Origin of the sequence: Helicobacter saguini (genome assembly GCF_000762875.2) — a bacterium.
In the GTDB taxonomy this organism is placed as follows: domain Bacteria; phylum Campylobacterota; class Campylobacteria; order Campylobacterales; family Helicobacteraceae; genus Helicobacter_A; species Helicobacter_A saguini.
Genome location: NZ_JRMP02000008.1, coordinates 59,142 through 85,034, shown reverse-complemented (window position 1 = coordinate 85,034; position 25,893 = coordinate 59,142). Strand labels below are relative to the sequence as shown.

Sequence of the window (25,893 nt, the reverse complement as noted above, 5' to 3'; positions counted from 1 at the left end):
TCATTTTCTTGTATTTTATCTAAGCTTTGCAGAATAATCTGTGGCTTCCACGCCCAGTAGCCAAAGCCGCGAGAAAATGTGTAGTTTTTACTCAGCGGCAGGTGCTTTGAAGGGCTTGTATCGATTTTAAAAGTGCTAGATTCTATGTTTTTAGGATTTTTAGAGTGAGTTACCCCCCCCCCCCCGTTATTTGCGATGTTTTAGAATCTAAATTGTTTTTAGAATCTATAATGTTTTTAAAATCTGTTGCGTTTTTAGAATCTAAATTAGTTGCGAAATTTATAGTATTTTTAGAATCTAAATTGTAGATTTTATCCCTAAAATGCACCTTAAAATCACTCGCCAAATTGCACTCATTATAAATGAAAATATCTTCAAAAATGCCCATATCAAGAGCCTGACGATAGAATCTATACGCACTTGGCGCGAGATTAAAACTAGCAAAAGAGCAAAGGTAAATATTTGACATGTGTTTCCTTTTTTTGAAATTTTTTAGATATTTATCCTTATGTCAAAGAAAAAAGATTTTATCATATTTTAACAATTTTTATGCTAAAATTATCGTTTTAATTTTTCAAATTTTTAGAATATGGAGAAAAGAATGGCAAATCATAAGTCGGCTGAAAAGCGAATTAGACAAACTCAAAAACGCGAGGAGCGAAACAGATATTATCGCACTAGGATTAAAAATATCGCAAGAAATGTGCGTGAGGCGGTCGCTAGCAATGATGTGGCTAAGGCAAGCGAGGCGTTTAAAATCGCAAATAAGGAGATTCACAGCTTCGTTAGCAAGGGTATTTTAAAGAAAAATACGGCGGCGCGTAAGGTTAGTAGGCTAAATAGCCTTGTAAAAAAGTTAGCAAAAGCGTAATTTTTTGTGCGAAAAGTTAGAATCTAAAGTCTTAAAAATTAAGCAAAATGCGATTTTAGATTCTAACAAAATGCCCTAAAAAGTTACAAAATTTAGAATCTAAAGTGCAAAAATGCTAATTGATAAACTAAAGCCCATAATCGCTAGAAATGACGAGTTGAGCGAGCTTTTAAGCAAAGAGGAAGTGATAAGCGATGTCGCAAAACTAGCAGCCTTAAGCAAGGAAAAAAGTGAAAGCGATGAAATCGCAAATAAAGCGCGAGAATACTTGCAAACCTTAAGCGACATTGCCGAAAACAAGGGACTTTTGGATGATAAAGAGCTAGGCGAGCTAGCAAAAGAGGAGCTAAAAAATTTAGAATCTAAGCAAAAAGATTTGGAGGGCGAAATAAAGATTCTATTAATCCCAAAAGACCCAAATGACAAAAAAAACATATTTTTGGAAATCCGCGCTGGGACTGGTGGCGATGAGGCAGGGATATTCGTTGGCGACTTGTTTGGCGCATATTGCCGCTATGCAGATTCTAAAAAATGGAAGGTCGAAATCATAAGCAGCAGCGAAAACGCAGTCGGCGGCTACAAAGAAGTAATCGCGTTAGTCAAAGGCGAGGGCGCATACTCAAGATTGAAATACGAGGGCGGCACACACCGGGTGCAACGCGTCCCAAAGACTGAGTCGCAAGGTCGCATCCACACATCCGCTATCACGGTCGCGATTATGCCAGAGGTCGATAGCTTGGAGGTCAATATCAATCCAAATGACTTGCGTATCGATGTCTTTCGCAGCGGCGGTCATGGCGGTCAAAGTGTGAATACAACGGACTCCGCAGTGCGTATCACGCACATCCCAACGGGCATAACCGTATCGATGCAAGATGAAAAATCCCAGCACAAAAATAAGGACAAAGCGTTGAAAATCTTGCAAGCGCGGCTTTATGAAGCCCAAATGGAAGAGCAGGACGCAAAAAATAGGGAGTCGCGTAAAAATCAAGTCGGCAGCGGCGATAGGAGCGAGCGAATCCGCACCTACAACTATCCGCAAAATCGCCTAACTGACCACCGCATAAATCTAACGCTTTATAGTTTGGAGGAAATTATGCTAAATGGCGACTTAGACAAGGTTATCGAGCCACTTATCGCAAACGCCCAAAGCCTAGCATTAAGCGGGGAAAGTGAATAAATAATCTTTTTTCTAACATTAATAATCTTGAGCAATCTTGCGATTTCACATTAAAAGTCGCGTGATTTCATGTGCGATATAGGCAAAAAAGTAAGCCACAGCAGTGGTAAAAAGGAACAAATAAAGCGTGTAAATTTTCTTACCACTCTCATAAGTAAAGGCGATAGTTGCCGCAAAACAGGGAATATAAAGCATAATAAAGACGATAAATGCCACCGCGCTAGGTAAGCTCACATTCTTACGCAAGACCTCTTGCAACGCCTTATTTTCACTCTCAGAATCATTTGCCGCATCACCTAAGGCATACAAAACGCCTAAAGTAGTCACTACCATTTCTTTCGCACTAAAGCCTGTAAGCAAAGCCACAGATAGCCGCCAGTCAAAGCCTAAAGGTGCAAAAAATGGCTGTAAAAAATGCCCTATACGCCCAGCGATGCTATATTCTAGCTGCTCTTGCAACTTTGCATTTTCTAGCGAATTGATTTTAGATTCTATATCATCGTTTGTGGGGTCGGCAGATTCTATATCATTAACAGGGTGAGTGGGCGATAAGTTAGCAGATTCTATACTTTCTTTAGAATCTATATTATTAGATTCCATACTTTCTTTAGAATCTAGTTGCGAATTTTCTAACTTCTCAATCTCCACATCATACTTAGAATCAATCTCCTCGCTATGCGGAAAAGTCGCAATCGCCCAAATAAAAATCGCCCCAAGCAAAATCACGCTCCCAGCCTTTTTAAGAAACATAAAACACTTGCTCCACACGCTAAACCACACGACCTTAGCACTAGGCCAGCGATAACGCGGCATTTCCATTACAAAAGGCTCATTACTGCCCTTAAACGCGGTCATTTTCAAAATCTTCGCACAAATCATCGCAATCACCACGCCACCTAAATAAATAAAAAACAACACGCTACCAGCCGAGCTCGCAGGGAAAAACGCCCCGACAAAAAGCAGATAAATCGGCAGCCTTGCAGAGCAACTCATAAAACCGATAACAAACATCGTAATGAGCCTATCACTCTTATTTTGCAGCGTGCGAGTCGCCATATACGCAGGGACCGAGCAGCCAAAGCCCATCACAAGCGGGATGAAACTCTTGCCATGCAGCCCAAAACGCACGAAAATGCCATCAAGCAGAAACGCCACACGCGCCATATATCCGCTACCCTCCAAAATCGTTAAGCCCAAAAAAAGCGTAGCAATAAGCGGTAAAAAACTAAGTGGCGCACCCACACCCCTAATGATACCATCGCCAACTAAAGACGCCAAAGTCGCATTTGGTATATTTTCCTTCGCAAAAGTCGCCAAAAAATCGATGCCATCCTCAATGTAGCCCTTGAAAAATTCGCCCACAAAAAAGGTGAGCTGAAAGACGCAAAACATCAAAAATAAAAAAATAGGTATGGCTAAATAGCGGTTTAAAAGCACATTGTCGATTTTTTCGCTTAAAGTGTCGCGCGTTTTTGTTAGCGTTTGCACGGAGTTTGCGATTTGCCTTGCGGAAATTGCGATTTTGCTTGACATTTTGATTTTATTTAGCGTGTCAAGGGGGACTTTTTGCCATTTGATTTTTTGTGGTTGTTTGTTGCTATTTTGGGCGTTTATAGAATCTACATTGCCGTCATGTTGAGCCAAAGGCGAAACATCTACTTTGTTTATAGAATCTAGATTCTGTGTTTTATTAGATTCTATAGTTTCATTTGTGTTTTGTGTGTTGATGTTATTCTGGTTTGTGTTTGGGTTATTTTGGGCGTTATTTTGGAAAATTTTTATTTTATTATTATTTTTTGGCTCACATCCGCAATTTATTTTATGCGTTGAAATCTCGCTAAACTCGTCATTGTTTTTTTCTTTTATAGAATCTTGTCTGGAATCTAGATTCTGTAAATTATTAGATTCTGTAATTTCATTTGTGTTTTTAGAATCTAGATTCTGTAAATTTTTAGAATCTTTTTGATTATTTTTTATGGATGTAACATTTGTTACGCCCAAATATTTATCTTTAGAATCTAAATTTTGTAATCCATTAGAAATATCGCTATTTAGGGAATCTTGTTTGGATGTAACACTTGTCACGTCCTTAGAATCTTTAGAATCTTGCAAATTAGATTCTATATTTTCTTTAGAATCTGCAGTTTTCTCAAAATTCGCACTCGCAACATTTGTATCAATTTTACAAGTGGGTGGTTGGGCGGGAATAGATTTATACGAATGTTGCGAGTGCGAATTTTGCGTATTTTTAGAATCTAGATTCTTTAATCCATTAGAAATATCGCTATTTAAGGAATCTTTCTTGTATGTAACATTTGTCACGTCCATAGAATCTTGCATTGTAGATTCTGTATTTTTATTAGAATCTTTAGAATCTTGCAAATTAGATTCTATAATATTTTTAGAATCTTGCGGATTTTCCCACACTTTTATTTTTTTATTGCTAGAATTTGTATCACATGCCGGACAGCTAATTTTATGCTTTGGTAAATCAGCAAACTCACTAGAATTAGAATCTAAACTAGAATCTAAACTAGATTCTAAACTTATAGATTCCATAACTTTATTAGAATCTAAATTCAAACTTTCATAATATTTACACAAAGTCTCCATTAACAAAGAAAGATTCTCATTACTAGCCGAGCTAACCGCGACAACAGGGAAGCCTAGCAGCTTTGAGAGCTTTGAAACATCGATAATCACGCCATCCTTATGCGCCTCATCAATCATATTGAGTGCCAGCATCATCGGTCGCCCAAGCTCTTTAAGCTGCAAAGTTAGCACCAAATTTCGCTCCAAATTCGTGCTATCAAGCACATTCAAAATCACATCATACTCGCCACTTGCAAGAAATTGCTTGCTGATTTTCTCCTCCAGCGTATAGCCATTTAGCGAATATGTGCCGGGCAAATCGATGATATTTATAGCAAAATCGCCATAAAGCAGGCTTGCCTCCGCCTTTTCCACGGTCACACCGCTAAAATTCCCAACCTTCATCCGCGCACCGCTAATCGCGTTAATGAGCGAACTTTTCCCAACATTTGGCTGCCCAACAAGCACAATTCTAAAATTTTTAATTTCGTTTTTCATTGCATTCCCATAAATATAAATAAATAATATTCACTTGCAATTTTACTAAGATTTTGTTAAGTTTTATTTTGTTTTTTTTAAAAAAATGTGCTAGAATTTTGGCTTTATTTTGCGAAATTTAAAGGGTAAAATATGCAAGATTCCACGACAAATACGATAAATAATGGGGGGGGGGGGGTAAAACACTCTCAATTATCATTCCTTGCTATAATGAAAAGGCTACGATTGAAAATATCCTAAATGTCGTTAGTGGCGTGAAAATCAATTATCACAAGGAAATAATTATCATTGATGATTGCAGCAAGGATGGCACACGTGAAATTCTAAAAAGTATCGAAAATACTAACTCCATAGATTCTAAAAACTTACAAAATATAGAACTAAATCATACGAAAAATACAGAATCTAAACAAGAAGATTCTAATAAAATTACCCAAAAAGTTACAGATTTTAGAATAAATATAAAAGTGCTTTACCACGAAGTAAATCAAGGCAAGGGCGCAGCCCTTAGAACAGGCATAAAACACGCTACAGGCGATTATGTAATAATCCAAGACGCCGATTTAGAATACGACCCAAACGAATACGCAAAACTTCTCGCACCCTTTGAAAAGGGCGTAGCTGACGTGGTTTTTGGCTCGCGATTTGTTAGTGGCGATAGCCATCGTGTGCTATATTTTTGGCATAGAATGGGCAATGGGCTGCTGACACTTTTTTCAAATATGATGACAAATCTCAACCTGACTGATATGGAGACCTGCTACAAGGTGTTTAAACGCGATGTGATTCAAAGCGTGGAAATTAGGGAAAATCGCTTTGGTTTTGAGCCTGAAATCACCGCAAAAATCGCCAAAATAAAGGGCATTAGAATCTATGAAGTGGGCATTAGCTACTATGGTCGCACTTATGAAGAAGGCAAGAAAATCGGGGTAAAAGATGGCTTTCGCGCCATCTATGCCATAATAAAATATCGCTTTAAAAATTAGGAAAATTGAAAGTTTTTTATTCTATATTTTGATATTTAAAAAAGCTATATAATGATAATTTGATATTTTAGATTCTATATCCATCAAAACATTTTCGCTTTAAAATGATTAAAATATAGAATCTAATTTTTTTTACACCACTTCTTTTTACATACAAAATTTTGTAAAATTAAAAAATCAAAATATCAATTTACTAGATTTTAATATGTGAGATGAATTTATAAAATCTCATTTTATATGGTAATATAAACTCAAAATCTTATATTAAAGGTTGTGACTTTGGTAACTAAATGGCTTAGATAAACATAAAAGTCTATCAAAATGTAGGGACTAGCATCTAGACTCTAAAAAATACAAAAAATCTTAGATTCTATATTCACACTTTTTTTATACAATCATTTCAAAAATTTAGCCAAAAGATTCTAACAATGCAAGACATAATTTTACAAACCAAAAACCTTAAAAAAAGCTATATAGATTCTAAAAGTAAGAATAAAATGCAGATTTTAAAAGGCATAGATTTTGAGCTAAAAAATGGCGAGGTGGTCGCGATTATCGGTCCTAGTGGCTGCGGGAAAAGCACATTTTTGCGATGTCTAAACGGCTTAGAATCTATTGATAGCGGCGAGATTATTTTTGAGGGGCAGCGGCTAGATTCTAAGAGTAATTGGCGTCATATTCGCCAAAAAATCGGTATGGTTTTTCAAAGTTATGAGCTATTCCCACATTTGAGCGTTATTGAGAATATCACGCTTGCACCCATTAAGATTCTAAAGCAAAGCAAGGATGTTGCGCGGCAAAAGGCGATAGAATGGCTAAAAATCGTTGGCTTAGAATCTAAGATTGATAGCTATCCAAATGATTTGAGTGGCGGGCAAAAGCAGCGTGTGGCAATCGTTCGTAGCCTTTGTATGAGCCCAAAAATTATGCTTTTTGATGAGGTCACAGCGAGCCTTGACCCTGAGATGGTAAAGGAGGTTTTGGAGGTAATCCGCACGCTTGCAAATAACGGGATGAGTATGATTATCGTCACGCACCAGATGCGCTTTGCACAGGCGATTAGCGATAGGAGTGTGTTTTTTGATAATGGGCTGATTGCTGAGAGTGGAGATTCTAAGGAGTTTTTTAGCAATCCGCAAAACCCACGCACAAGGCAGTTTTTGAATATTTTTGATTTTGAGTAAGATTAATTTATAAATTGCAATCTTAAGCAAACTGAAATCTCTTAATCAAATCACTATGATGTCTTGCGGCGACATCTGGGTGTGAACGTATCATTCGCTTAAAATAATTCTCTGCTACATTTCGTAACAACGGATTTTTAGGGTCGGTATCCACGCCCTTTGCATCTTTTGCATACTTCTCTTTAAGCTGGAAAATCGGCACATTTTTATCAAGCTGCACACCTAAGAAATACGCCACTGAAAATCGCTCCTTTTCACTCAAATTCACGCGATGTATCGTAGCTTTCAAATACCCATTTGTCGCCATTTCCAAAAACTCGCCGATATTCACCACAAAGCTACCAGGTAGTGGCACGACATCTTCCCATTTACCATTTATTAACCCTTGTAAGCCTGCCTGCTCCTCTTGCATCACAAATGTGATTAGCCCGCCATCTTTATGCTGCCCCACGCCCTGCGTATTGCCATCAAATGCCGCTGGGTAGCGGATAATCTTTGAGTGCGCATAAGAATTTTGCCCATAAAGCTTATCAAACGCCCCACCATCAAGCTCCAAAGCCCTAGCAAACGCCCTAAGTAACGCCAAAGACGCCACTCCAGCCTGCCGCTGCCACTCGATAAAATTATCCTTTAACTCAGGAAGCGCAGCAGGATACTGATTTAGCCCCTCTAGTCGCTCCCAAAGTGGCGAGTTGCTATCCCATTTTGGCGGCTCTCTGTCGATTCCTAAATCGATTTGCTCGCGATAGTCCTTGCCCCCAGCGGTGTATTCGCCGCCCTCGCTTGAATAACCGCGAAATTGCGCGGAATTTAGCATAGAGATTTTTTCTTTTTCCTCTTTTGGCAGGGCGAAAAACTCACGGGCTAAACGCTGAATCTTCTTGCATAAATCCAAATCAATGCCATGCTCCACAAGGTAAAAAGTCCCTACCTCACGCGAAATCTTACGCAAATCCTCTAAATAATCCTCGTTATTTGGCTCTTGCAACTTTTTAAGGCTAATCTTTGGCAAATCCACTGACATAAATACTCCTTAGATTCTATAAAATTACATTTATTATAATATAAAATTTAATAAATTACAATAATATTTTTAAACATTATAGAATCTAGAATTTATATTATTAAAAATTTCAATTATTATAAAAGCAAATCATATTATAAATTTACAATTTCAAATCTATCTACTCAAATCTTTTCCAAAATATTGAATGCTAAGTTTGCTTAGTTCATTAGAATCTATCGCGGCTTTAAGAGCGGCGGAAACGCGGTCACGCAAGGCTTCATCGCCTTTATTAAATATAAAAAACACAGGCGTTTTATCGATAATTATATCGGTGGCTTTCAAATTGATATTTTGTGCTTTTGCGATGTTTATGGAGCTTATGGGTTCGCCGATTATGGCTTGTATGCGGTTTGAGCCTAAGTCGCTAATTAGCGTTGGCGGGTTTTTGTAGTATTTGATTTCGATTTTCAAATCGGGGCGAGTTTTTAGGTATTTTTCTAGATTCAAAGCGTAGTTTGAGCCAAGTGAGACGCCGATTTTTTTATTATTTAGCTCTTTTATGTCGGTGATTTGGGCGTTTTCTCGCACGATTACCGCGCTAATGTCGTTGAAATATGGGTAGTTTGAGAAAATGTATTTTTCCTCTCGCTCTTTTGTTTTGGTGATTTCGTAAGCTAAAATGTTAAATTTTTTAGAATCTAAGCCTACAAATATCGCATTCCACGGCACAGGATTGAATTTTATATCCAAATTTGAGTCATATTTATTAAGAAGTCTTAGCACATCGACATCATATCCTTTGAGTTCATTATTATCAACATAAGCAAATGGACGATAGGAATTTCCTGTGCCAACTTCTAGCTTTATCTTTTTACTTTTATCGATTTTAGATTCTATGTTTTTAGAATCTGTTTGGGCTATTTTAAAAGCCATTTTAGATTCTATATTTTTAGAATCTCCCCTCGCTGAATCTTTAGAATCTGCGGCATTTGCGATATTTAAAGTCGCAAAACTAAACATAAAAACAAACAAAAAACTAACAAATTTTTTCATAACTTTCTCCTTAAAATTGAATTTTAGAATCTAGATTTCACATTATTGTCACAAAAGAATGGGTAAATCTATTATTATACCACTACCACCCTTAAGCTATAGAATCTAAACGCGTTTCAAAATCGTAATTTTAACAAATAAATTGTAAGATTCTATATTTTTTATTCAAGGCAAAAGCGTGGCAAGGGCGAAAAATAAGGGCGAATTATTAGAATCTACGCAAAATGAGTTTGCAAAACTTTTTAAATTTATAGAATCTATCCCGCCGCGTTCGCAGATTTCGCCTTTTAAAAACGCACTTAAGGGAAATTCACGCGATAAAAACTTGCGTGATGTGCTTATCCACCTTTATGAATGGCACATTTTGCTGCTTAATTTCACGCAAAATATAACGCGGATTACGCCCCTGCCCTTTTTTCCAAATGGCTATAACTGGAAAACTTATCCTAAGCTAAACTGCGAGTTTCACGCAAAACATCAAGGCACGGATTTAGAATCTGCTAAGGCGTTGCTAATTGCTAGTCACGCGGATATAATGCGTAATATTGAGAATCTGAGCGAGATAGAACTTTTTGGCAAAAACTTCGCGTGGTGTGGGAATGTAACGCTTGGTAGCTACTATGTTTCAAGTGGTGCAAGTCATTATATTTGGGCGTTAAAGACGATAAAAGATGGGTTTAAGGGGGATTTAAAATCGTAAATTTAACAAATAAATTGTAAGATTCTATAGATTTTAACTTATGAAGTGAGAAAATGAAAAAAATAAAAAAAATCGGCGTATTTGACAGCGGTGTGGGCGGTTTGAGCGTCCTAAAAAGTTTGATAAATGAGATTAGTTTTGAGAAAATTATTTATTATGGCGACACGGCGCGCGTGCCTTATGGCAACAAGGATAAGGATACGATTGTGCGATTTTGCTTGGAGGCGTTGGAGTTTTTCAATCATTTTAAGCTTGACTTGCTTGTGGTGGCGTGTAATACGGCGTCTGCGTATGCTTTAAAGGCTATGCGTGAGTGCTCGGCTATCCCTATAATAGGCGTGATTGAATCTGGCGTAAAGGCGTTGTCTCGCCACAATTTGAGCTTTGATAGCGAGATTTTAGTCATTGCCACGGAGGCTACGACAAAATCGCGTGTGTATGACATCGCCTTGCGTAACTTAGGATATACAAATATTACAAATATCGCAACTAATTTGTTTGTAAGTTTGGTAGAAGAGAATATCTTTAAAGGCGAAGTTATAGATTCTGTATTTAATCATTATTTTGGTGAGATTTATGGGGTTTGTAGTAATGTTTGTGTGGGGAGTGAAAATGCTTCTTTTGTGAGTAAAAATATTTGTCATGGAGATAAAAATCTTTCTTTTGATGGTGAAAATATTTCTGGCGGAGATAAAAATGTTTCTTTTATGGATAAAAATGCTTCTGTCGGGGATAAAAATCTTTCTTTTGGTGATATAAATGTTTATCGCGCGATTAAAAAGCCAAAGGCGGTGATTTTGGGTTGCACGCATTTTCCCCTACTTTTAGAATCTTTGCGTGAATATTTCGGCAGTGAGACGATTTTTATCCACTCTGGCGAGGCAATCGCAAATTATATGTGTGAAAATTTCGATGTGGATTCTAAGGTTTTAGATTCTAATAATGTGAAAGATTCTATGGAATCTGTGGAATCTAATTCGCAAGATTCTAAAAATTCTATAGATTCTAAAGTTTTTATAGAATCTAAGTTGGGTGATTCTAAGGAATCTGCGGATTTTATAGAATCTAAGTCGCTAGATTCTATAAATTCTATTTTAAAATCTAATTTTTCTAAAGATTCTAAAGATTCTAAAGATTTATCCACTCAAGTTTTAGATTCTATAGAATCTAATCCAAAAGATTCTAAAAATTCATCCACGCATCTTTTAGATTCTATAGAATCTAAAAATTTAGAAAACATTACAAAAGTTGAATTTTTCGCAAGTGACAATGCAGCCAAACTCCGCCACACAGCCAAACTCTGGCTACAAAACACAAATTACAAGGATGTTGAATAATGTGCGAAATAATTACAACAAAAAAACTATATTTTTTAGTATCCCTGCTCTACTCTTATCTAAATAACATCACAGAATCTAAAAATATTACACTTATTTTATTTTTTAAAACTTGTTATATATAATTTACATATTTAGTATTCTTAATTTACTAAGAATATGTATTCGATGTTCTGGCCTAGTGTTGTTGCGTATAATTTAAAGGCAGATTCTATATAATCTAATCTTATGGTAGAAAAAATTAATATTATAGAATCTAAGAATGCTATTTCTCCCTAAAGTTTTGTTTAAACAAATTTGCCAAAGTGTTGCAAAAGTAAGTGTTTATATTTGGCGTGACTATAACATTTTTGGCATTTGGCGGGTTTGGCGGTGTTGCAAGCGTTACACACAGCTTATTATCCGCGATAATATAAAGTTTCACATAATCTGCCTTCTCATTCAAAATCATTGCATTTGTTATTTTCACATCGCTTTTTATATATTTTGACTGAAACGCACTAAAAAGGCACAGATTTTGCGTCCGCACACTTAGCATTGATGGATACTCGCAAGGCAGCCCATCGCTAGATTCTAAAAGGGCTTGCACCTTAGAATCTTCATTCATATTTTCTAGCTGCAAGGCAAAAGCCGCCGCATTAAACGCCTTAAAATAGCCATAAAAAATAAAATCCCTATAATTATTAAGCGGCTCATTTTCCCCCCTAGCACCATTGCCAACATTGTCAAACACATCCGCTAAAACTTCCTTAAGACTTCCGCCTAGCTTTATTTCATCCAAAGCCTCAAAGTGCAGGACTTCATAAATATAGTCATTTTTTATATTGTAAAATTCTTTAAACGCATAGTAGTTATAAAGTGCTAAGGTTACGAGTTTGTTAGGCTTTTTATTTTTAAGATTCAAAACCTTTTGTGTATGCTCTTTTCTCGCACCATCTGGACGCTCAGTCTCCACATTATTTGCAAAAGAAAAAAGCTCACCCCCAAAACTTTGCAATATCTCACTTTGCGAATTAATAAAAAACTCTTGGGCATTTAGGAAGTCTTGCTCACTCTCATAAAATGTATCAATGGAATATCTTTCCTCTTTTTCACGTGCGATTTTCACATTAAAATCTTTTTCAAACTCATTTATGTAAAACTTTATTGCTTCAAACGCCATTATATAGCTTAGAAAATATTTGTAGGCAATGATAAACTGCCTTTGTGTGTCGTCTTTTGTATAAGGGCTTAGCGTGTCAATAAATGTAAGGTTATTGTCCGCAAAGTCTTTTATGGTTAGGAGAATGCGGAGTTGTGGGGCTGTGTTTGTGGGCGTTTCATTCAAAGTAGGGTGGGCTTTTGCGGTATCAATGGTAGGGTGGTGGGCGGGCGAAAGGTTTTTAGATTCTATATTTGTTGGCGTTTGGGTTTTAGAATCTTGAGCGTTTTTGTTAGAATCTTGCGAATTAGATTCTATCTCACTAACGGGGTGGTGGGCGGGCATTTGGGTATTTTGCAAATTAGATTCTATGTTTGTGGGCGTTTGGCGTTTGGAATTTATAGAATCTTGTCTCTCTGTGTTACGCTCGGCATTTAGGTTAGAATCTTTACTTTTAGATTCTATATTTTTCTTAGAATCTTTAGAATCTTGGGCGTTTTTAGATTCTATAATTTTATTAGAATCTTGCAAAGTAGATTCCATAATCTTAGAATATTTTTTAGAATCTATCTTGTAATATCCACTTAAAATCTCATAAACCAAAGGCTTATAATCACGCAAACTCGCCGCATTAATAGCACCAACAAATATCAAAAAAATAACAAAACAACGCATAAAACCCCTTTTCAAAATGTGATAAAATTCTATCTTTATTTTGCAAAAATTATAGAATCTTAAATGCCAGATTTATCCTTGCTTTAAACAAAATTAATAAAAAATTACAACATTTATAGATTTATTAATTAAGAATGTGTATCATATTTAAAAGTATATTTTTTATGCTTGTTAAAATTATCATTTTAATTGATTAAAGGAAAAGGTTATGAAATCTAATAAAATATTGAATATTTCGGTGTTGTCACTTAGTGTTGTTGTGTGTAATTTAAAGGCAGATTCTATAGAATCTATGATTTCCCCCCCCCCCCCGTTGAGTATAGATTCTAAAAATGTAGAATCTAAAAGAGAAGATTCTAAAAATATAGAATCTATAAACTTTGCCTACGATAAAAATATAGAATCTAGCATTCTAACATTAGCCGATGCAGATTCTAATACCACAGCGACCACAGCGACTACAGCGACAAATAACAGCGAAGATGACGAAGTCGAATTTGACACAATTGAGATTAGCGGACAAAAGATTAAAGAAGCCGACAAAGCCTTTGTTACACCCGGGGCGACTAGCTCACGTGGTAAAGAAATCGGCGAGACAACACAAAGCATAGATTCAGTAATTCGTAGTATGCCCGGAACCTACACAAATACTGACCAAAGCCAAGGCAGCGTGCAGGTAAATATCCGCGGTATGACAGGCTTAGGACGTGTAAATACAATGGTAGATGGCGTATCTCAAACTTTTTTTGGGACATCCGCAGACCAAGGGGGCTATCACGCAGGAGGAGGCACTAGTGCGTTTGGGGCGACAATTGACCAGAATTTCTTAGCTGGATTTGATGTATCTCGCGGTAGCTTTAGCGGTGGGGCTGGTGGGAATGCGTTAATGGGTAGTGCTAACTTACGCACGATAAATGTAGATGATATTGCGACTAATACCTTTGGCAACTTTTCAGTGGGCGCATTAGGGCGAGTAGCGTATGGCACAAATGGTATAGGTCCTAGTGGTATGGTTAGTAGCGCATTTAAATTTAAGCCGCATGGAGATTCTAGCTCTCTTGGCTTTCTAATTGCATATAGTGGGCGATATATTACGCAGAATTATCGCGTGGGTGGCGGTGGCAGTATTAATCAAGGGAGTGATTTAGATGGCGATGGTGTAATAGACCCGGATGTAGGCGAGAGTGGTGCGTTTAATCCTAGCACACTAAGCCAAAATCCCCAAAGCGTGCTATTTAAAACCGAGTATAAACCAACGCAAGATTCAAATATCACCTTTCAATATCGCACATATATTAACACTCTTGCAGGGCGAAGAATGTTTAATAGCAATTATCAATTAAACGCAGGTTATAATCCGCATGATTCTAAGTTAGTGAATCTAAATTTTTTAGTAGCCTTTAATGATAGTAGGCAAAAATATAGTGAAAATAACACTATTTTTGGTCGCACTGAATCTAATCTAAGTGCGTTAAATCAAGCAACTACAATTGATTTAAATAACGTGTTTATTTTTAATTTTTTTAATATCAATTATACTTTTACGCCCGGGGTTAATGTGCTTTTAAATGATTATACAAATACAATGACTTCAGCTGGGGCAGATTCTACACCATTTCAACCAAAGGGAACGCAAAATCTAATTACAACATATTTAGATAATACATTAGAATATGATATTTATCGTTTAGATTCTAACCTTAATGTCGTGTGGTATCAGCTAAAAGGCTTTAAGCCTGTGTGTGAGAGCTATGTAACTAGCTGCTTTCCAAAAGAGGCTACGAATATAAATAATAAAAGTGTGTATTTTAACGCCTCAATTATGTTTAGTGCAAAAGTGCATGATTACTTTATGCCATTTATTAGCTATGCAAGGACAAATCGCGCTCCAAACGTGCAAGAAATGTTTTTTACAAATAATCAAGGAAATAGTATAAATCCATATTTAAAGCCAGAGACGGCAGATACGTTTCAAGTAGGATTCAATGGATATAAGCATGGCGTTTTTACGTCTAAAGATACTTTAGGATATAAAGCCGCATATTATTATACAAATGTAAAAAATTATATTTATAACAAAGGCTTTTTTGTAGAAGATGCAACTACAGGAGAAGCACAAAGCTTTATTATGCACTTAAATTGGGAAAATTTAGCTAGATTTCAAGGAATTGAGCTTGAGTTTAACTATGATATAGGCTATTTTTACTCACGTCTAGCGTATAGTTGGCAAGAGTTTAATCAGCCTTTTAGTGAAACGTATGCTGGAGATTCTATAGGCTTTGGCTATTCACGTCCATCAGCCCTGCCTCAAGATTATGGCACATTTGATATAGGGGCTAGATTTTTTAATGAAAGCATTATCATAGGCTCGATTATCAAATACACAGGGAAGGCAAAACGTATTAGCCCAATTAGCGATGATAGAAATAATAATCCAGCCAACCCAGATGATATGTTTCCAGAGATTCCAAGCCAAGATTTACCAAAGATTCCAACAATTTGGGATTTGTATATAGCGTGGAATCCTAGCAATTTCAAATGGGGAAAATATTTTAATGTGCGATTTGAAATACAAAACCTGCTAGATTCTAACTATATGGACGCACTAAATGCCTTTAACTCTTCGCCAAGTCAGGGCGGATATGATGCAAATGGAAATAATATATATCTATTCAATAACGCAGCCCGTGGTCGCACATACATCATCACCGCCCAACTTAGATTCTAATATCTTTTTATAGAATCTTTTTTAGCCCAAATCATAAAAGACTTCAAAAAGATTCTAAATCGATTATAAATTTTATAACTTATATATCACTTTTATTACTACAATACACTAAAATTTATATAATTTTATATTGCAAAAAGTTCTATATATATATATATATATATATATATAGTTATGAAAAATGTAACTTTATCTTGTTTCATTAACTTTTTTTACTTATAATTATTTTCCTTGTTTTTAGAATTAAAAAACAAAATCCTTACAAAATAGATTCTAAAAACAAGGTTTATTTTTTAGAAATCTAAAAACAAGACACAAAATGTCCATTTATATTTCTATAATGTAAGTTATAGAATCTATTTTACAATTCCAAAGGAGAATGAATGAAAATTCGTATAAATCTTGGCACGCGGCTAGTTCTTTGGCTCGTGTCAATTATGGTCGTGTGTATGGCGATTATGACAATAGTCGTGATGAATAGGAGTAGCGCACTCCAGCTAAGCGAGACAAAAAAGCTACTCTCAGCCATCTCAAATCGCTCCGCGGCTATGGTGGAGGGCTATTTCAACGAGGTCTTTGCCGCGCTAAATGCTAGTAAGCAAGGCTTAGAATCTCTAGTCCAAAGCGGCTACAATGACGACCAGCATGTGATGGAAGATTCACTAAAAAGCATTGCTGATGCGACTGAATGGGGAAATTATGTATATTTATACCTAAATGAGCCAACATATATAGGGGGAAATATTGCAAATCCTAAGCACAAATTGCCAAATGGCGAGTTTATGATTATCGTGCGTGATACTACGCCCGGCAAGGTTGGTGGCGTGGAGGTTATGCAGGCGGATATGAATCTTGTCAATTTGCCACTTGTGCAAGAAGCCTTAAAAACAGGTCGTGAGACTATCGGCACTCCACGTGTGGTAAAAATCAATGGAAATGATGTTTTGGGTGCGGCGGTAAATTTGCCCATTGTGGATAATAAGGGTAAGGTTGTAGGTGTGCTTGGCTCGTTTGTGGATTTAGACCAGATGAAAGATAATGTGCTAAGTAGTAAAAATCTAACATTTAAAGATAGCTATCAATTCTTAATGACAGACCAAGGCATAATCGGCATTCATCCAGATTCTAAATATGTAACAAAGCACATTACTGAAGTAAATAATAACGCTAGCACGGCGACTTTGCTTAGTGCGATAGGAAAGCATGAAAGCGGCATTTATGATTATACTAATCGCTTGAATGAAGAGGGCTTTGCAGGGCTTGCGAGCTTTCAAGTCGGCGATAACACAGGCAGCTTTTGGGGCATTGTGGTTACTGCGCCTGAAGAGTCCATTTTAGAATCTGTGCAGGTTTTGCGTTCTATTTTGATTTTGGCGGTGGTTATTTCGCTTATTGTTATCGGTGTGATAATTTATTTTTACATTCAGCTTAAGGTTATAAAGCGTATTAGCCATATTAGAGATGAGCTTTTTGGCTTTTTTAAATATATAAACTATGAGGTGAAAAATCCACCACAACCGCTGCATATCACAGCCTATGATGAGCTAGGGATGATGGCAGAGGCAATTAATACAAATATTGAAAAAACCGCGAAAAATTTGGAGCAAGATTCTAAGATTGTAGCGCAAGTAGCACATATAGTAGATAGTGCAAAGCAGGGGAAATTTGGCGAAAAGATTACAGAATCTAGTTTGAACCCGCAACTTGAAAGCTTGAAAAACTCAATGAATGATATGTCTTTAGCCCTTTATGAGTTAGTAGGGGATAACTTAGCAGAGCCAGGAGAGGTATTTAAGGCGTTTGAGGGCGATGACTTTACCGCGCGTATCAAGGATGCTAAGGGTATGGAAAATAGCATTAACGCGCTAGGAGATTCTATAAGTAGTATGCTACGCACTTCGGCTAGTTATGCTAGAGATTTAAAGTCAAAGTCAGTTGAGCTAGAGGAAGCGGTGAAAACTTTAACAGAATCTACTAATACACAAGCGTCATCTTTGGAGCAAACGGCTACGGCAGTAGAGCAAATTACATCTTCTATGCAATCAGTGAGTGGTCGCACAGGCGAAGTAATAAGCCAAAGTGAAGATATTAAAAATGTTATAGGCATTATCCGCGACATCGCAGACCAGACGAATTTACTAGCTTTAAATGCGGCAATAGAAGCAGCAAGGGCTGGAGAGCATGGTCGTGGCTTTGCGGTTGTGGCTGATGAAGTGCGAAAATTAGCAGAAAGGACGCAAAAGTCACTTGGTGAAATCGAGGCAAATACTAATATTTTGGTGCAGTCAATTAATGATATGGGCGAGTCAATTAAAGAACAAGCCGTTGGCATTAGCCAAATAAATGAAGCCATTTCGCAATTAGAATCTATCACACAAAAAAATGTGGATATAGCAAATCATAGCAAGGATATAAGCGGTAGCGTAGATTCTGTCGCCGCCCAAATCCTAGATGATGTGAATAAGAAAAAATTCTAGATTCTAAAAATGCTTTATCCTTACCCTTAGTGCTAATATATAATTTATTTTTAGCGTATTGTAACCACATAGATACATCTGTGGATGTTTGATATTAGACATAAATATCCATTTTAACTAATAAATTGACTGGATATTCATTGCAAGACAATCGCATATTAGATTCATTTGTCTTTTTATAATAACTTCCGTCATATTCCTTGACTACCGACTAGAATTTTAATGCATAGTCTTTGCATTCTTGATAAGCTAAAGCTCTTGCTTTTTTTTGCATATAATTCTTTATATATAGTCTTTATTTGCATTATATAAATTTTCTTAAAATTTATACACTAAATATTTTGATACGTTTTCATTATAAAGCAAAAATTTAATATTTTTATGTTATAATCATTGCATTTTTTTATATTTATTTAATATCTATTTAAGTTTTAGGTAGGAGTTTTTATGACACAAGATGAGTTAGATTCTATGATGAAAGGGGGCGTTGATAACTTGCCGCTAGATGCCGCAAGTGAGCCTGCACCCGCTGATGAGAATATCAAGCCAGAGTTCGTGGACCCCAATACCTACAAGCCAGAAGCGGATAAAAAGTGGCCACCGCCGCCGCCCACAGAGGAGCATAAAGTCGTCCATCAGCTAGATGATGTGACTAAAGATTCCGAGATTAAGATGTCGGAGGTTTTCGACCAGATTGATTCTATCGGCTCATCTGTGAGTAAAATTGAAAAAGATTCTAAAAAAATTGTGGAATACCTAAAAACGCAAGAGGAAATGCTAGTAATGCTTGTGGATAGCTTCCCTAAAATCAAGGCTTTTGCGACTTCTTTAGAGCAGACAAAGGGCATAAAAGCAGTCGTTGATGACATTAAAAACTTGGCGATGGATTGCAATGACGCGTGTATGCAGGCGATGGATATTATGCAGTATCAAGACATTCATAGGCAAAAGATTGAACGTGTTATTAATGTAATGCGCGCTCTTAGTCAATATATGAACTCGCTATTTGAGGGCAGGGGCGATGATTCTAAACGCGTGGCTTCGGCTACTTATATCGCTGGGGATAATCACGATGAGGTGGCAAGCGAGGGCGATATTGAGGCGTTGATTGCATCTTTTGGGAAAAAATAATAAGAAATAACTTTAATAACTTAAAAATTATGAATTTTAGAATCTAGCTTTTTTGTAAGTTAGATTCTATCAATATTTAGAATCTAAAAATTATTAATTTTAGAATCTTAAAAAGATTAGAATCTTAACAAGATTCTAAAAGGACAACAATGCAAAAATATGCGATTTTGAGCGTTAGTGATAAAAGTGGGATTGTGAATTTCGCGCGTGGGCTAGTCAAACTTGGCTTTAAGATTCTAAGCACCGGCGGGACTTTTAAGACTTTGCAGGATAATAAAATTGAGGCAATTGAGATTAGCGAATACACCGCTAGTCCCGAGATGTTTGATGGGCGTGTGAAAACGCTGCATCCAAAAGTTCATGGCGCAATCTTGCACCGCCGAAATAATGCGGTTGATTTAAGGGAAGTAGAGCAGCATGGGATTTATGACATTTGCCTTGTGTGTGTGAATCTTTATCCATTTAGGGCGACTACAAAAAAGACTGATAGTTTGAGCGAGATTATCGAAAATATCGACATCGGCGGACCTTCTATGATTAGAGCGGCGGCGAAAAATTATAAAGATGTGTATGTGGTCGTGGATAGTAATGATTATAATGCGGTGCTAGAAGTTCTAAATATTGAATATTCTAAGAGTAAAAGTTTTGAAAATTATAGCTTAGAATCTAAAAAGGCAAAAGATTCTAAAAAGTCGCAAACTAAAAAAGATTCTAAAAATACAGAATCTACTTTGTTGCAAAATACAGAATTTAACATTAGAAAAATCGATATAGACACCCCGCTAAACTTCCGCAGAATGCTTATGATTAAGGCATTTGAGCATACTGCAACTTATGATAGCTACATTGCAAATTATATGAATATGCGGCTAAATGCGAGTTTTCCGCGACACATTTTTATCACAGGTAAAAAGGTCATTACGACAAATTATGGGGAAAATCCCCACCAAAATGGCGCACTTTATGAGTTTGATGGCTTTTACACCCAGCATTTTCGCGCCCTTAAAGGCGTGGCAAGTTTTAATAATCTAACTGATATGAATGCCGCTTTGAAAATTGCTACAAGTTTTGGCGATACGCCTGTTGCGTGTATTGTAAAACACGGCAATCCATGCGGTTTTGCCCTGCGTGAGAGCCTGCTAGAATCTTACAAGGACGCGCTGAAATGTGATAGCGTGAGTGCGTATGGTGGCGTTTTGGCGTTAAATGGCGTCCTTAGCAAGGCGTTGAGTGAAGAGATTTTAAAGCATTATATCGAGGTTATTGTCGCGGCAAATGTCACAAAAGACGCACTTGATAGCTTTTCGCATAAGAAACGAATTAAGATTTTTGTGTGCGGAGAAAAGCTAGATTCTAAGGATAAAAGGCTATTTTTCCCGCGTGATATGTATGATTTTAAGCATATCGAGGGCGGCTTTGTGTATCAAAATAGCGATTTTATAGAATCTAGCGAGGTGGCAAATGCGACTTTGATGAGCGAAGTTTCCGCGAGTGATAGCCAGATGAAAGACTTAGAAATCGCCTATAAAATCGCCGCTTTGACAAAATCAAACTGCATAACTTTCGTAAAAGATTCTATGCTAGTCGCAATCGGTATGGGTATGACAAGCCGCGTGGATGCGATATATGCGGCGGTGAAAAAAGCGGATGAAATGGGGCTAGACTTGAAAGGGAGCGTGGTAGCTAGCGAAGCCTTTTTCCCATTCAAAGATAGCATAGAGCTAGTGGCAAAATATGGCGTAGCGGCAGTAATACAGCCAGGTGGTAGCATCCGTGATAAAGAAGTAATAGACGCAGCAAATGAACACAACATCGCCCTTTATTTCAGCCACAAACGCCACTTTTTGCATTAAGGGGCAAAAATGACAATTGATAATGAAAATAATATCATTGACAAAGAAAATCCGCCCTTTTGGACGCAGATTAGGGAAGATTTTAGCGTGCCAAAGGCTAAAGACCCCGCGTATAACGGCTTTTTGGAGCTTTTTTTCAACTATCAGGGGCTAATTGCTCTTTTCCATCATCGCATAGCTCATCGCCTTTACAAGCGTGGTTTTAAGCTGCTTGGGCGTATTATCATGGGCTGGGCGCAGTTTTTGACGAGTATGGATATACATCCGGCGGCGTATATCGGGCGGCGCGTGTTTATCGACCATGGCATAGGCGTGGTTATCGGCGAGACTGCGCAGATTGGCAATGATGTGACGATTTATCAGGGCGTAAGCCTTGGCGGCGTGAGCCTTGAAAAGACAAAGCGCCATCCTACGCTTATGAATAATGTCGTAGTCGGCGCGGGGGCTAAGATTTTGGGTAACATAGTCGTTGGCGAAAATGCCAAAATCGGCTCAAACTCTGTCGTGGTAAAAAATGTGCCAAGTAACGCTACGGCGGTTGGCATTCCAGCGCGAATTATAGGCGAAGATTCTAAAAAAGATTCTATAGAATCTAAGAGTGCTGATTGCAAAGAGCTGGTGACTACGAAGCTGCCTGATATTGATAAAAAAATGTTTGAATATATCCTGTGTCGCCTAAAAATCTTAGAATCTATGCTGCAAGAGCAGAATCTAGATTCTACAAAATGCAAGGAATATGAGAATCTAAAAGAGCAACTTGACAAACTAGATTCTATATATGATGAATTTTTGAAGGCGATAAAGAAGTAGGGCTTATTTTTCCATTGACTTCAACACCAGCGTTTTCGCACTCATTGTGTGCGTAATACTCACATCACACTCCTTAAAAATATCAGGCTTACTAATTGTTAGGCTCATTTTATAAATTGCCTTGTGAGTGTTTAGAAAGTGCGGTAGAATCTCGCTTAATGCGTCTTCTAATAGCTCAAATTTCCGCTCAATTACCATATTTTTTAGCTCATTAATTATCTCGCCATAGTCCAAATATCCACCAAAACTAGCCAAACTTTTATGCTTTGGATTGTAATAAATCTTAGAATCTAGCACCACATTTTGCGCCCTGCTACGCTCACGCGGCAAGATTCCTATGATTGCCTTAAATTTCAAATTTTTAATCTCAAGTAGCATTTTTTCTCCTTTAAACTAAATAAAACGCGAAATTTTATCAAAATTTTATGATAGAATCTAGCTTTTATAGAATCTAAATAAAGGATAACAAATGGCAAAAACCACAAAAAATACAGAATCTAAAACAAATAAAAAAATAAAAAAGGTAGTCCTAGCTTATAGCGGCGGGCTTGATACCAGCGTGATTTTAAAATGGCTAGGCGATACTTATGGCTGCGAGGTCGTCACATTCACAGCCGACATAGGACAGGGCGAGGAGGTCGAACCTGCAAGGGCTAAAGCCCTGAAACTAGGCATAAAAGCACAAAATATTTTTATAGAGGACTTGCGTGAGGAGTTTATCCGCGATTTTGTTTTCCCTATGTTTCGGGCAAACACGATTTATGAGGGCGAATACCTGCTGGGTACTAGCATCGCGCGCCCGCTAATCACAAAGCATTTAGTAGAAATTGCTAAGAAAGTCGGCGCGGACGCCATAGCGCATGGCGCCACAGGCAAGGGAAATGACCAGGTGCGTTTCGAGCTTGGCGCGTATGCGTTAAATCCGGATATTAAAGTGATTGCCCCGTGGCGTGAGTGGGACTTAAATAGCCGTGAGAAGCTCCTAAAATACGCTGAATCTGCGGGGATACCGATTGAAAAAAAGGCGAATAAATCGCCCTATTCAATGGATGCGAATTTGCTGCATATTAGCTATGAGGGGCAGATTTTGGAGGACCCAAATGTCGCGCCAGAGGAGGATATGTGGCGGTGGAGCGTTTCGCCTTTGAATGCGCCTGATAAGCCAGAACGCGTTACAATCGAGTTTAAGAGTGGCGATGGCGTGGCTATAAATGGTAAAAAGCTTAGCCCGGCGGCATTTTGGACGCGACTAAATGAGCTAGGCGGAAAGCATGGCATAGGGCGCTTAGATTTGGTAGAAAATCGATATGTGGGGATGAAGTCGCGTGGGTGCTATGAAACGCCAGGTGGTGCGATATATCTAAAGGCGCACAGGGCGATAGAATCTTTGACGCTTGATAGGGAGGAGGCGCATTTAAAAGATTCTATAATGCCACGTTTCGCGGATTTGATTTATAATGGCTACTGGTTTAGCCCGGAGCGTGAGGCGTTACAGGCGTTAATTGATAAGACACAAGAGCGTGTAAATGGCGTGGTAACTTTGAATCTTTACAAGGGAAATGTGATGGTAGTAGGTCGCAAGTCGCCAAACTCGCTATTTAACGCAGCTTACAGCACTTTTGAGGAAGATTCTGTGTATAATCAAAAAGACGCCGCAGGCTTTATAAAACTAAACGCCTTACGCTTTATCATCGCGGGTAAGGCTAAGGGGAAGTAGATTCTATAGAATCTACTTTATATAAGTAACAATCTCCCCGATGTTTTCAATCTCGCATTTCACCACATCGCCGCTTTGTAGGAACTTTGGCGGATTAAAGCCCATGCCAACGCCACTAGGCGTGCCCATCGAAATAATGCTCCCAGCCTTTAGCGTAAAATAATGCGAGAGCTCGCTAATCACATAATTTATGCCAAAAATCATCTTAGAAGTGTTACTATTTTGCCGCAATTCGCCATTGACATAGCTCCTAATGTTTAGATTCGTAACATCTATGCTATCCCGCAGCACGATAAAAGGACCAAGCGGACACGCACCCTCCAAACTCTTGCCAGCATACCACTGCTTGTGCTTTAGCTGCAAATCACGCGCAGAAATATCATTCATAATGCTATAGCCAAAAATGTGGCTGTGCGTGTCATTTTCACTCACATTTCGCGCATCCGTGCCGATAATCACGGCTAGCTCGACCTCATAATCAAGCTGCTTTGTCAAATTAGTGTTACAAAAAGTATCACCTGAAGCACTAAATTCATTCACCCTTTTACCAAAATACACAGCCTCCTCGCGTTTCCCATCAAAATTTTCCTTTTTAAATTTCATCGATTCCACCGCGTGCTCCATATAATTTATCCCTAAGCAAATCACATCTTGCAAGGGCGATTTTATCGGGGCTAAAAGCCTTACGTCACTAAGTGAAATAAGCGGATTTTGCGTGTTTAAAACCTTTGAAAAGCGCGTAAAATTAACAATAAATTCATTCATATTATTGCTAATATCAAGTGGCATAATGTGGCTCTCATCCTTTATTAGCCCCAAAAATTCCACGCCTTTATCGATATATCTGGCTAATTTTCCCTTCAATTCCATCATTTTCCCTTTATAAATTGCGAATTTTTTAAATCTTAAATAAAATATTTTATAATATTAGAAAAATTTTAGGCTAAATTTATGAATAATTTTGTAAAAATATTAGAAAAAATGAAATATTTGCAAGAATGTAAAAAAGTGTTACCTTTTGAAACTTTAGGACGAAGCCTTGCGTATAATTGTTACACTCCGCGACTAAATTTCGCTGATTTGCAGATTCTAAAATCGTATCAAAAAGTAACAATGAATTTGAATGATATTGAAAATTTGTTACAAAATTCTACAAATATAGAATCTAATGTTTTTGATTTCTTAGAATCTAATAATGTGGATTCTAATAATATTAGCAAAAATGAGAATAAAGTTATTATTTTTTTGCAGGATTCTATATCTCAAAATGATATACAAAATGATAATTTTATAGAATCTAGCAAGGAAGATTCACTAAAATTTATAGAATCTAATCGCACAAATTCGCAAGATTTTTTAGAATCTAAAAATTTAGATTCAGTCAAATTTATAGAATCTAACCCTAATAAAAACCCTATAAATATTATAGATTCTATAAGTATGCTTCGCCGACTAACTCCATATTTTATAACTTTTGATAGCATAATTATCGATTGCTATCAGGTCTTAGAAATCGCCATTGCTGGGGCTGATATGTTTATTTTTGATTATAGAATCTTTAGCGAGTTTTGCGAGATTCTTTGCTATTTAGATTCTAAAAATATGAGTTTAGATTCTATAAATTTAAGCAATTTTAATACGCAGAATTTCAAGCAAGATTCTAAGCAAGATTTTAAACACGCTTTTAACCAAGATTGCCAACACGATTTTAGCCAAAAAATAAAAAACTTTTCCCAAAATAACGAGCTTGAAATAGCAAATCTAACAAGCAATCTTGCAAGTGAAATTTTAAATCTAGCAAATAATCTTGCCCTTATCCCCATTTTTAAAATCCACTCTCAAAGCGACATAGAATCTATTAGCAAAATCTACAACATCGAATGTATTATTTGTGATAAAAAGTTAGAAAATTTAGAACCTTATATTAATTTAAATCAAACCAAAAAGTTATAAA

General features: G+C 37.1%; 19 protein-coding genes and 1 pseudogene. 13 read left to right on the top strand and 7 right to left on the bottom strand.

What is annotated here, in order from left to right:
• Nucleotides 1-169: 169 nt before the first annotated feature.
• Nucleotides 170-469, bottom strand: a complete 300-nt coding sequence (locus LS64_RS06395; RefSeq protein WP_052062585.1) for a hypothetical protein — start codon at nt 467-469, stop codon at nt 170-172.
• A 132-nt stretch (nt 470-601) separates the two neighbouring features.
• On the opposite strand from LS64_RS06395, the gene rpsT reads away from it, so the two are divergent.
• Together rpsT and prfA are read left to right on the top strand one after the other, a co-directional pair.
• On the top strand, nt 602-871 hold the full coding sequence (gene rpsT / locus LS64_RS06390; protein ID WP_034572861.1) for a 30S ribosomal protein S20: 270 nt from the start codon (nt 602-604) through the stop codon (nt 869-871).
• Nucleotides 872-983: 112 nt separating this feature from the next.
• On the top strand, nt 984-2,051 hold the full coding sequence (gene prfA, locus LS64_RS06385; RefSeq protein ID WP_034572863.1) for a peptide chain release factor 1: 1,068 nt from the start codon (nt 984-986) through the stop codon (nt 2,049-2,051).
• 45 nt (nt 2,052-2,096) lie between these two features.
• On the opposite strand, the gene feoB is transcribed toward prfA, so the two are convergent.
• Nucleotides 2,097-5,141: a ferrous iron transport protein B gene (gene feoB / locus LS64_RS06380; protein WP_052062586.1), complete on the bottom strand. Its 3,045-nt coding sequence runs from the start codon at nt 5,139-5,141 to the stop codon at nt 2,097-2,099.
• A 191-nt stretch (nt 5,142-5,332) separates the two neighbouring features.
• Between feoB and LS64_RS06375 the strand changes: the two genes are divergently transcribed.
• Nucleotides 5,333-6,127, top strand: a complete 795-nt coding sequence (locus LS64_RS06375) for a glycosyltransferase (RefSeq protein WP_202978604.1) — start codon at nt 5,333-5,335, stop codon at nt 6,125-6,127.
• A gap of 428 nt (nt 6,128-6,555) precedes the next feature.
• Complete coding sequence (locus LS64_RS06370; RefSeq protein ID WP_034571521.1) at nt 6,556-7,311, top strand: amino acid ABC transporter ATP-binding protein; 756 nt, start codon at nt 6,556-6,558, stop codon at nt 7,309-7,311.
• A gap of 22 nt (nt 7,312-7,333) precedes the next feature.
• On the opposite strand, the gene LS64_RS06365 is transcribed toward LS64_RS06370, so the two are convergent.
• Together LS64_RS06365 and LS64_RS06360 are read right to left on the bottom strand one after the other, a co-directional pair.
• Nucleotides 7,334-8,329 carry an isopenicillin N synthase family dioxygenase gene (locus LS64_RS06365; protein WP_034574243.1) on the bottom strand — a complete coding sequence of 332 codons (996 nt, stop codon included), beginning with the start codon at nt 8,327-8,329 and terminating at the stop codon, nt 7,334-7,336.
• A 162-nt stretch (nt 8,330-8,491) separates the two neighbouring features.
• Nucleotides 8,492-9,370: a transporter substrate-binding domain-containing protein gene (locus LS64_RS06360; protein WP_052062451.1), complete on the bottom strand. Its 879-nt coding sequence runs from the start codon at nt 9,368-9,370 to the stop codon at nt 8,492-8,494.
• Nucleotides 9,371-9,548: 178 nt separating this feature from the next.
• On the opposite strand from LS64_RS06360, the gene LS64_RS06355 reads away from it, so the two are divergent.
• Both LS64_RS06355 and murI read left to right on the top strand, forming a co-directional pair.
• Entirely contained in the window at nt 9,549-10,070 is a 522-nt protein-coding gene (locus LS64_RS06355) for a ClbS/DfsB family four-helix bundle protein (protein WP_034571524.1), read from the top strand.
• A 53-nt stretch (nt 10,071-10,123) separates the two neighbouring features.
• Nucleotides 10,124-10,645: pseudogene (gene murI / locus LS64_RS13805) on the top strand (glutamate racemase); the annotation flags it as partial.
• Nucleotides 10,646-11,672: 1,027 nt separating this feature from the next.
• Here the strand turns inward: murI and LS64_RS06345 are convergent.
• A complete protein-coding gene (locus LS64_RS06345) occupies nt 11,673-13,223 on the bottom strand; it encodes a hypothetical protein (RefSeq protein WP_034571527.1) in 1,551 nt (516 codons plus the stop codon).
• A gap of 208 nt (nt 13,224-13,431) precedes the next feature.
• Here LS64_RS06345 and LS64_RS06340 point away from each other — a divergent pair, with 208 nt between their 5' ends.
• The 5 genes from LS64_RS06340 to cysE all read left to right on the top strand — a co-directional run bounded on the left by LS64_RS06340 (nt 13,432) and on the right by cysE (nt 22,222).
• A complete protein-coding gene (locus tag LS64_RS06340; RefSeq protein WP_238699471.1) occupies nt 13,432-15,951 on the top strand; it encodes a TonB-dependent receptor domain-containing protein in 2,520 nt (839 codons plus the stop codon).
• Between the two features lie 383 nt (nt 15,952-16,334).
• Nucleotides 16,335-18,428, top strand: coding sequence for a methyl-accepting chemotaxis protein (locus LS64_RS06335; protein ID WP_034569546.1), 2,094 nt, complete (start codon nt 16,335-16,337; stop codon nt 18,426-18,428).
• Nucleotides 18,429-18,875: 447 nt separating this feature from the next.
• Nucleotides 18,876-19,559, top strand: a complete 684-nt coding sequence (locus LS64_RS06330; protein ID WP_034569548.1) for a chemotaxis protein — start codon at nt 18,876-18,878, stop codon at nt 19,557-19,559.
• Nucleotides 19,560-19,708: 149 nt separating this feature from the next.
• Nucleotides 19,709-21,412 carry a bifunctional phosphoribosylaminoimidazolecarboxamide formyltransferase/inosine monophosphate cyclohydrolase gene (locus tag LS64_RS06325; RefSeq protein WP_237416244.1) on the top strand — a complete coding sequence of 568 codons (1,704 nt, stop codon included), beginning with the start codon at nt 19,709-19,711 and terminating at the stop codon, nt 21,410-21,412.
• Nucleotides 21,413-21,421: 9 nt separating this feature from the next.
• Complete coding sequence (gene cysE, locus LS64_RS06320) at nt 21,422-22,222, top strand: serine O-acetyltransferase (protein ID WP_052062432.1); 801 nt, start codon at nt 21,422-21,424, stop codon at nt 22,220-22,222.
• Between the two features lie 3 nt (nt 22,223-22,225).
• On the opposite strand, the gene LS64_RS06315 is transcribed toward cysE, so the two are convergent.
• On the bottom strand, nt 22,226-22,600 hold the full coding sequence (locus tag LS64_RS06315) for a dihydroneopterin aldolase (RefSeq protein ID WP_052062431.1): 375 nt from the start codon (nt 22,598-22,600) through the stop codon (nt 22,226-22,228).
• Between the two features lie 91 nt (nt 22,601-22,691).
• Between LS64_RS06315 and LS64_RS06310 the strand changes: the two genes are divergently transcribed.
• Nucleotides 22,692-23,939 carry an argininosuccinate synthase gene (locus LS64_RS06310; protein WP_052062430.1) on the top strand — a complete coding sequence of 416 codons (1,248 nt, stop codon included), beginning with the start codon at nt 22,692-22,694 and terminating at the stop codon, nt 23,937-23,939.
• 12 nt (nt 23,940-23,951) lie between these two features.
• Here LS64_RS06310 and LS64_RS06305 read toward each other — a convergent pair whose 3' ends face one another.
• Nucleotides 23,952-24,809 carry a fumarylacetoacetate hydrolase family protein gene (locus LS64_RS06305; protein WP_034571258.1) on the bottom strand — a complete coding sequence of 286 codons (858 nt, stop codon included), beginning with the start codon at nt 24,807-24,809 and terminating at the stop codon, nt 23,952-23,954.
• An 81-nt stretch (nt 24,810-24,890) separates the two neighbouring features.
• Here LS64_RS06305 and LS64_RS06300 point away from each other — a divergent pair, with 81 nt between their 5' ends.
• A complete protein-coding gene (locus LS64_RS06300; protein WP_034571255.1) occupies nt 24,891-25,892 on the top strand; it encodes a hypothetical protein in 1,002 nt (333 codons plus the stop codon).
• Nucleotide 25,893 lies beyond the last annotated feature (1 nt).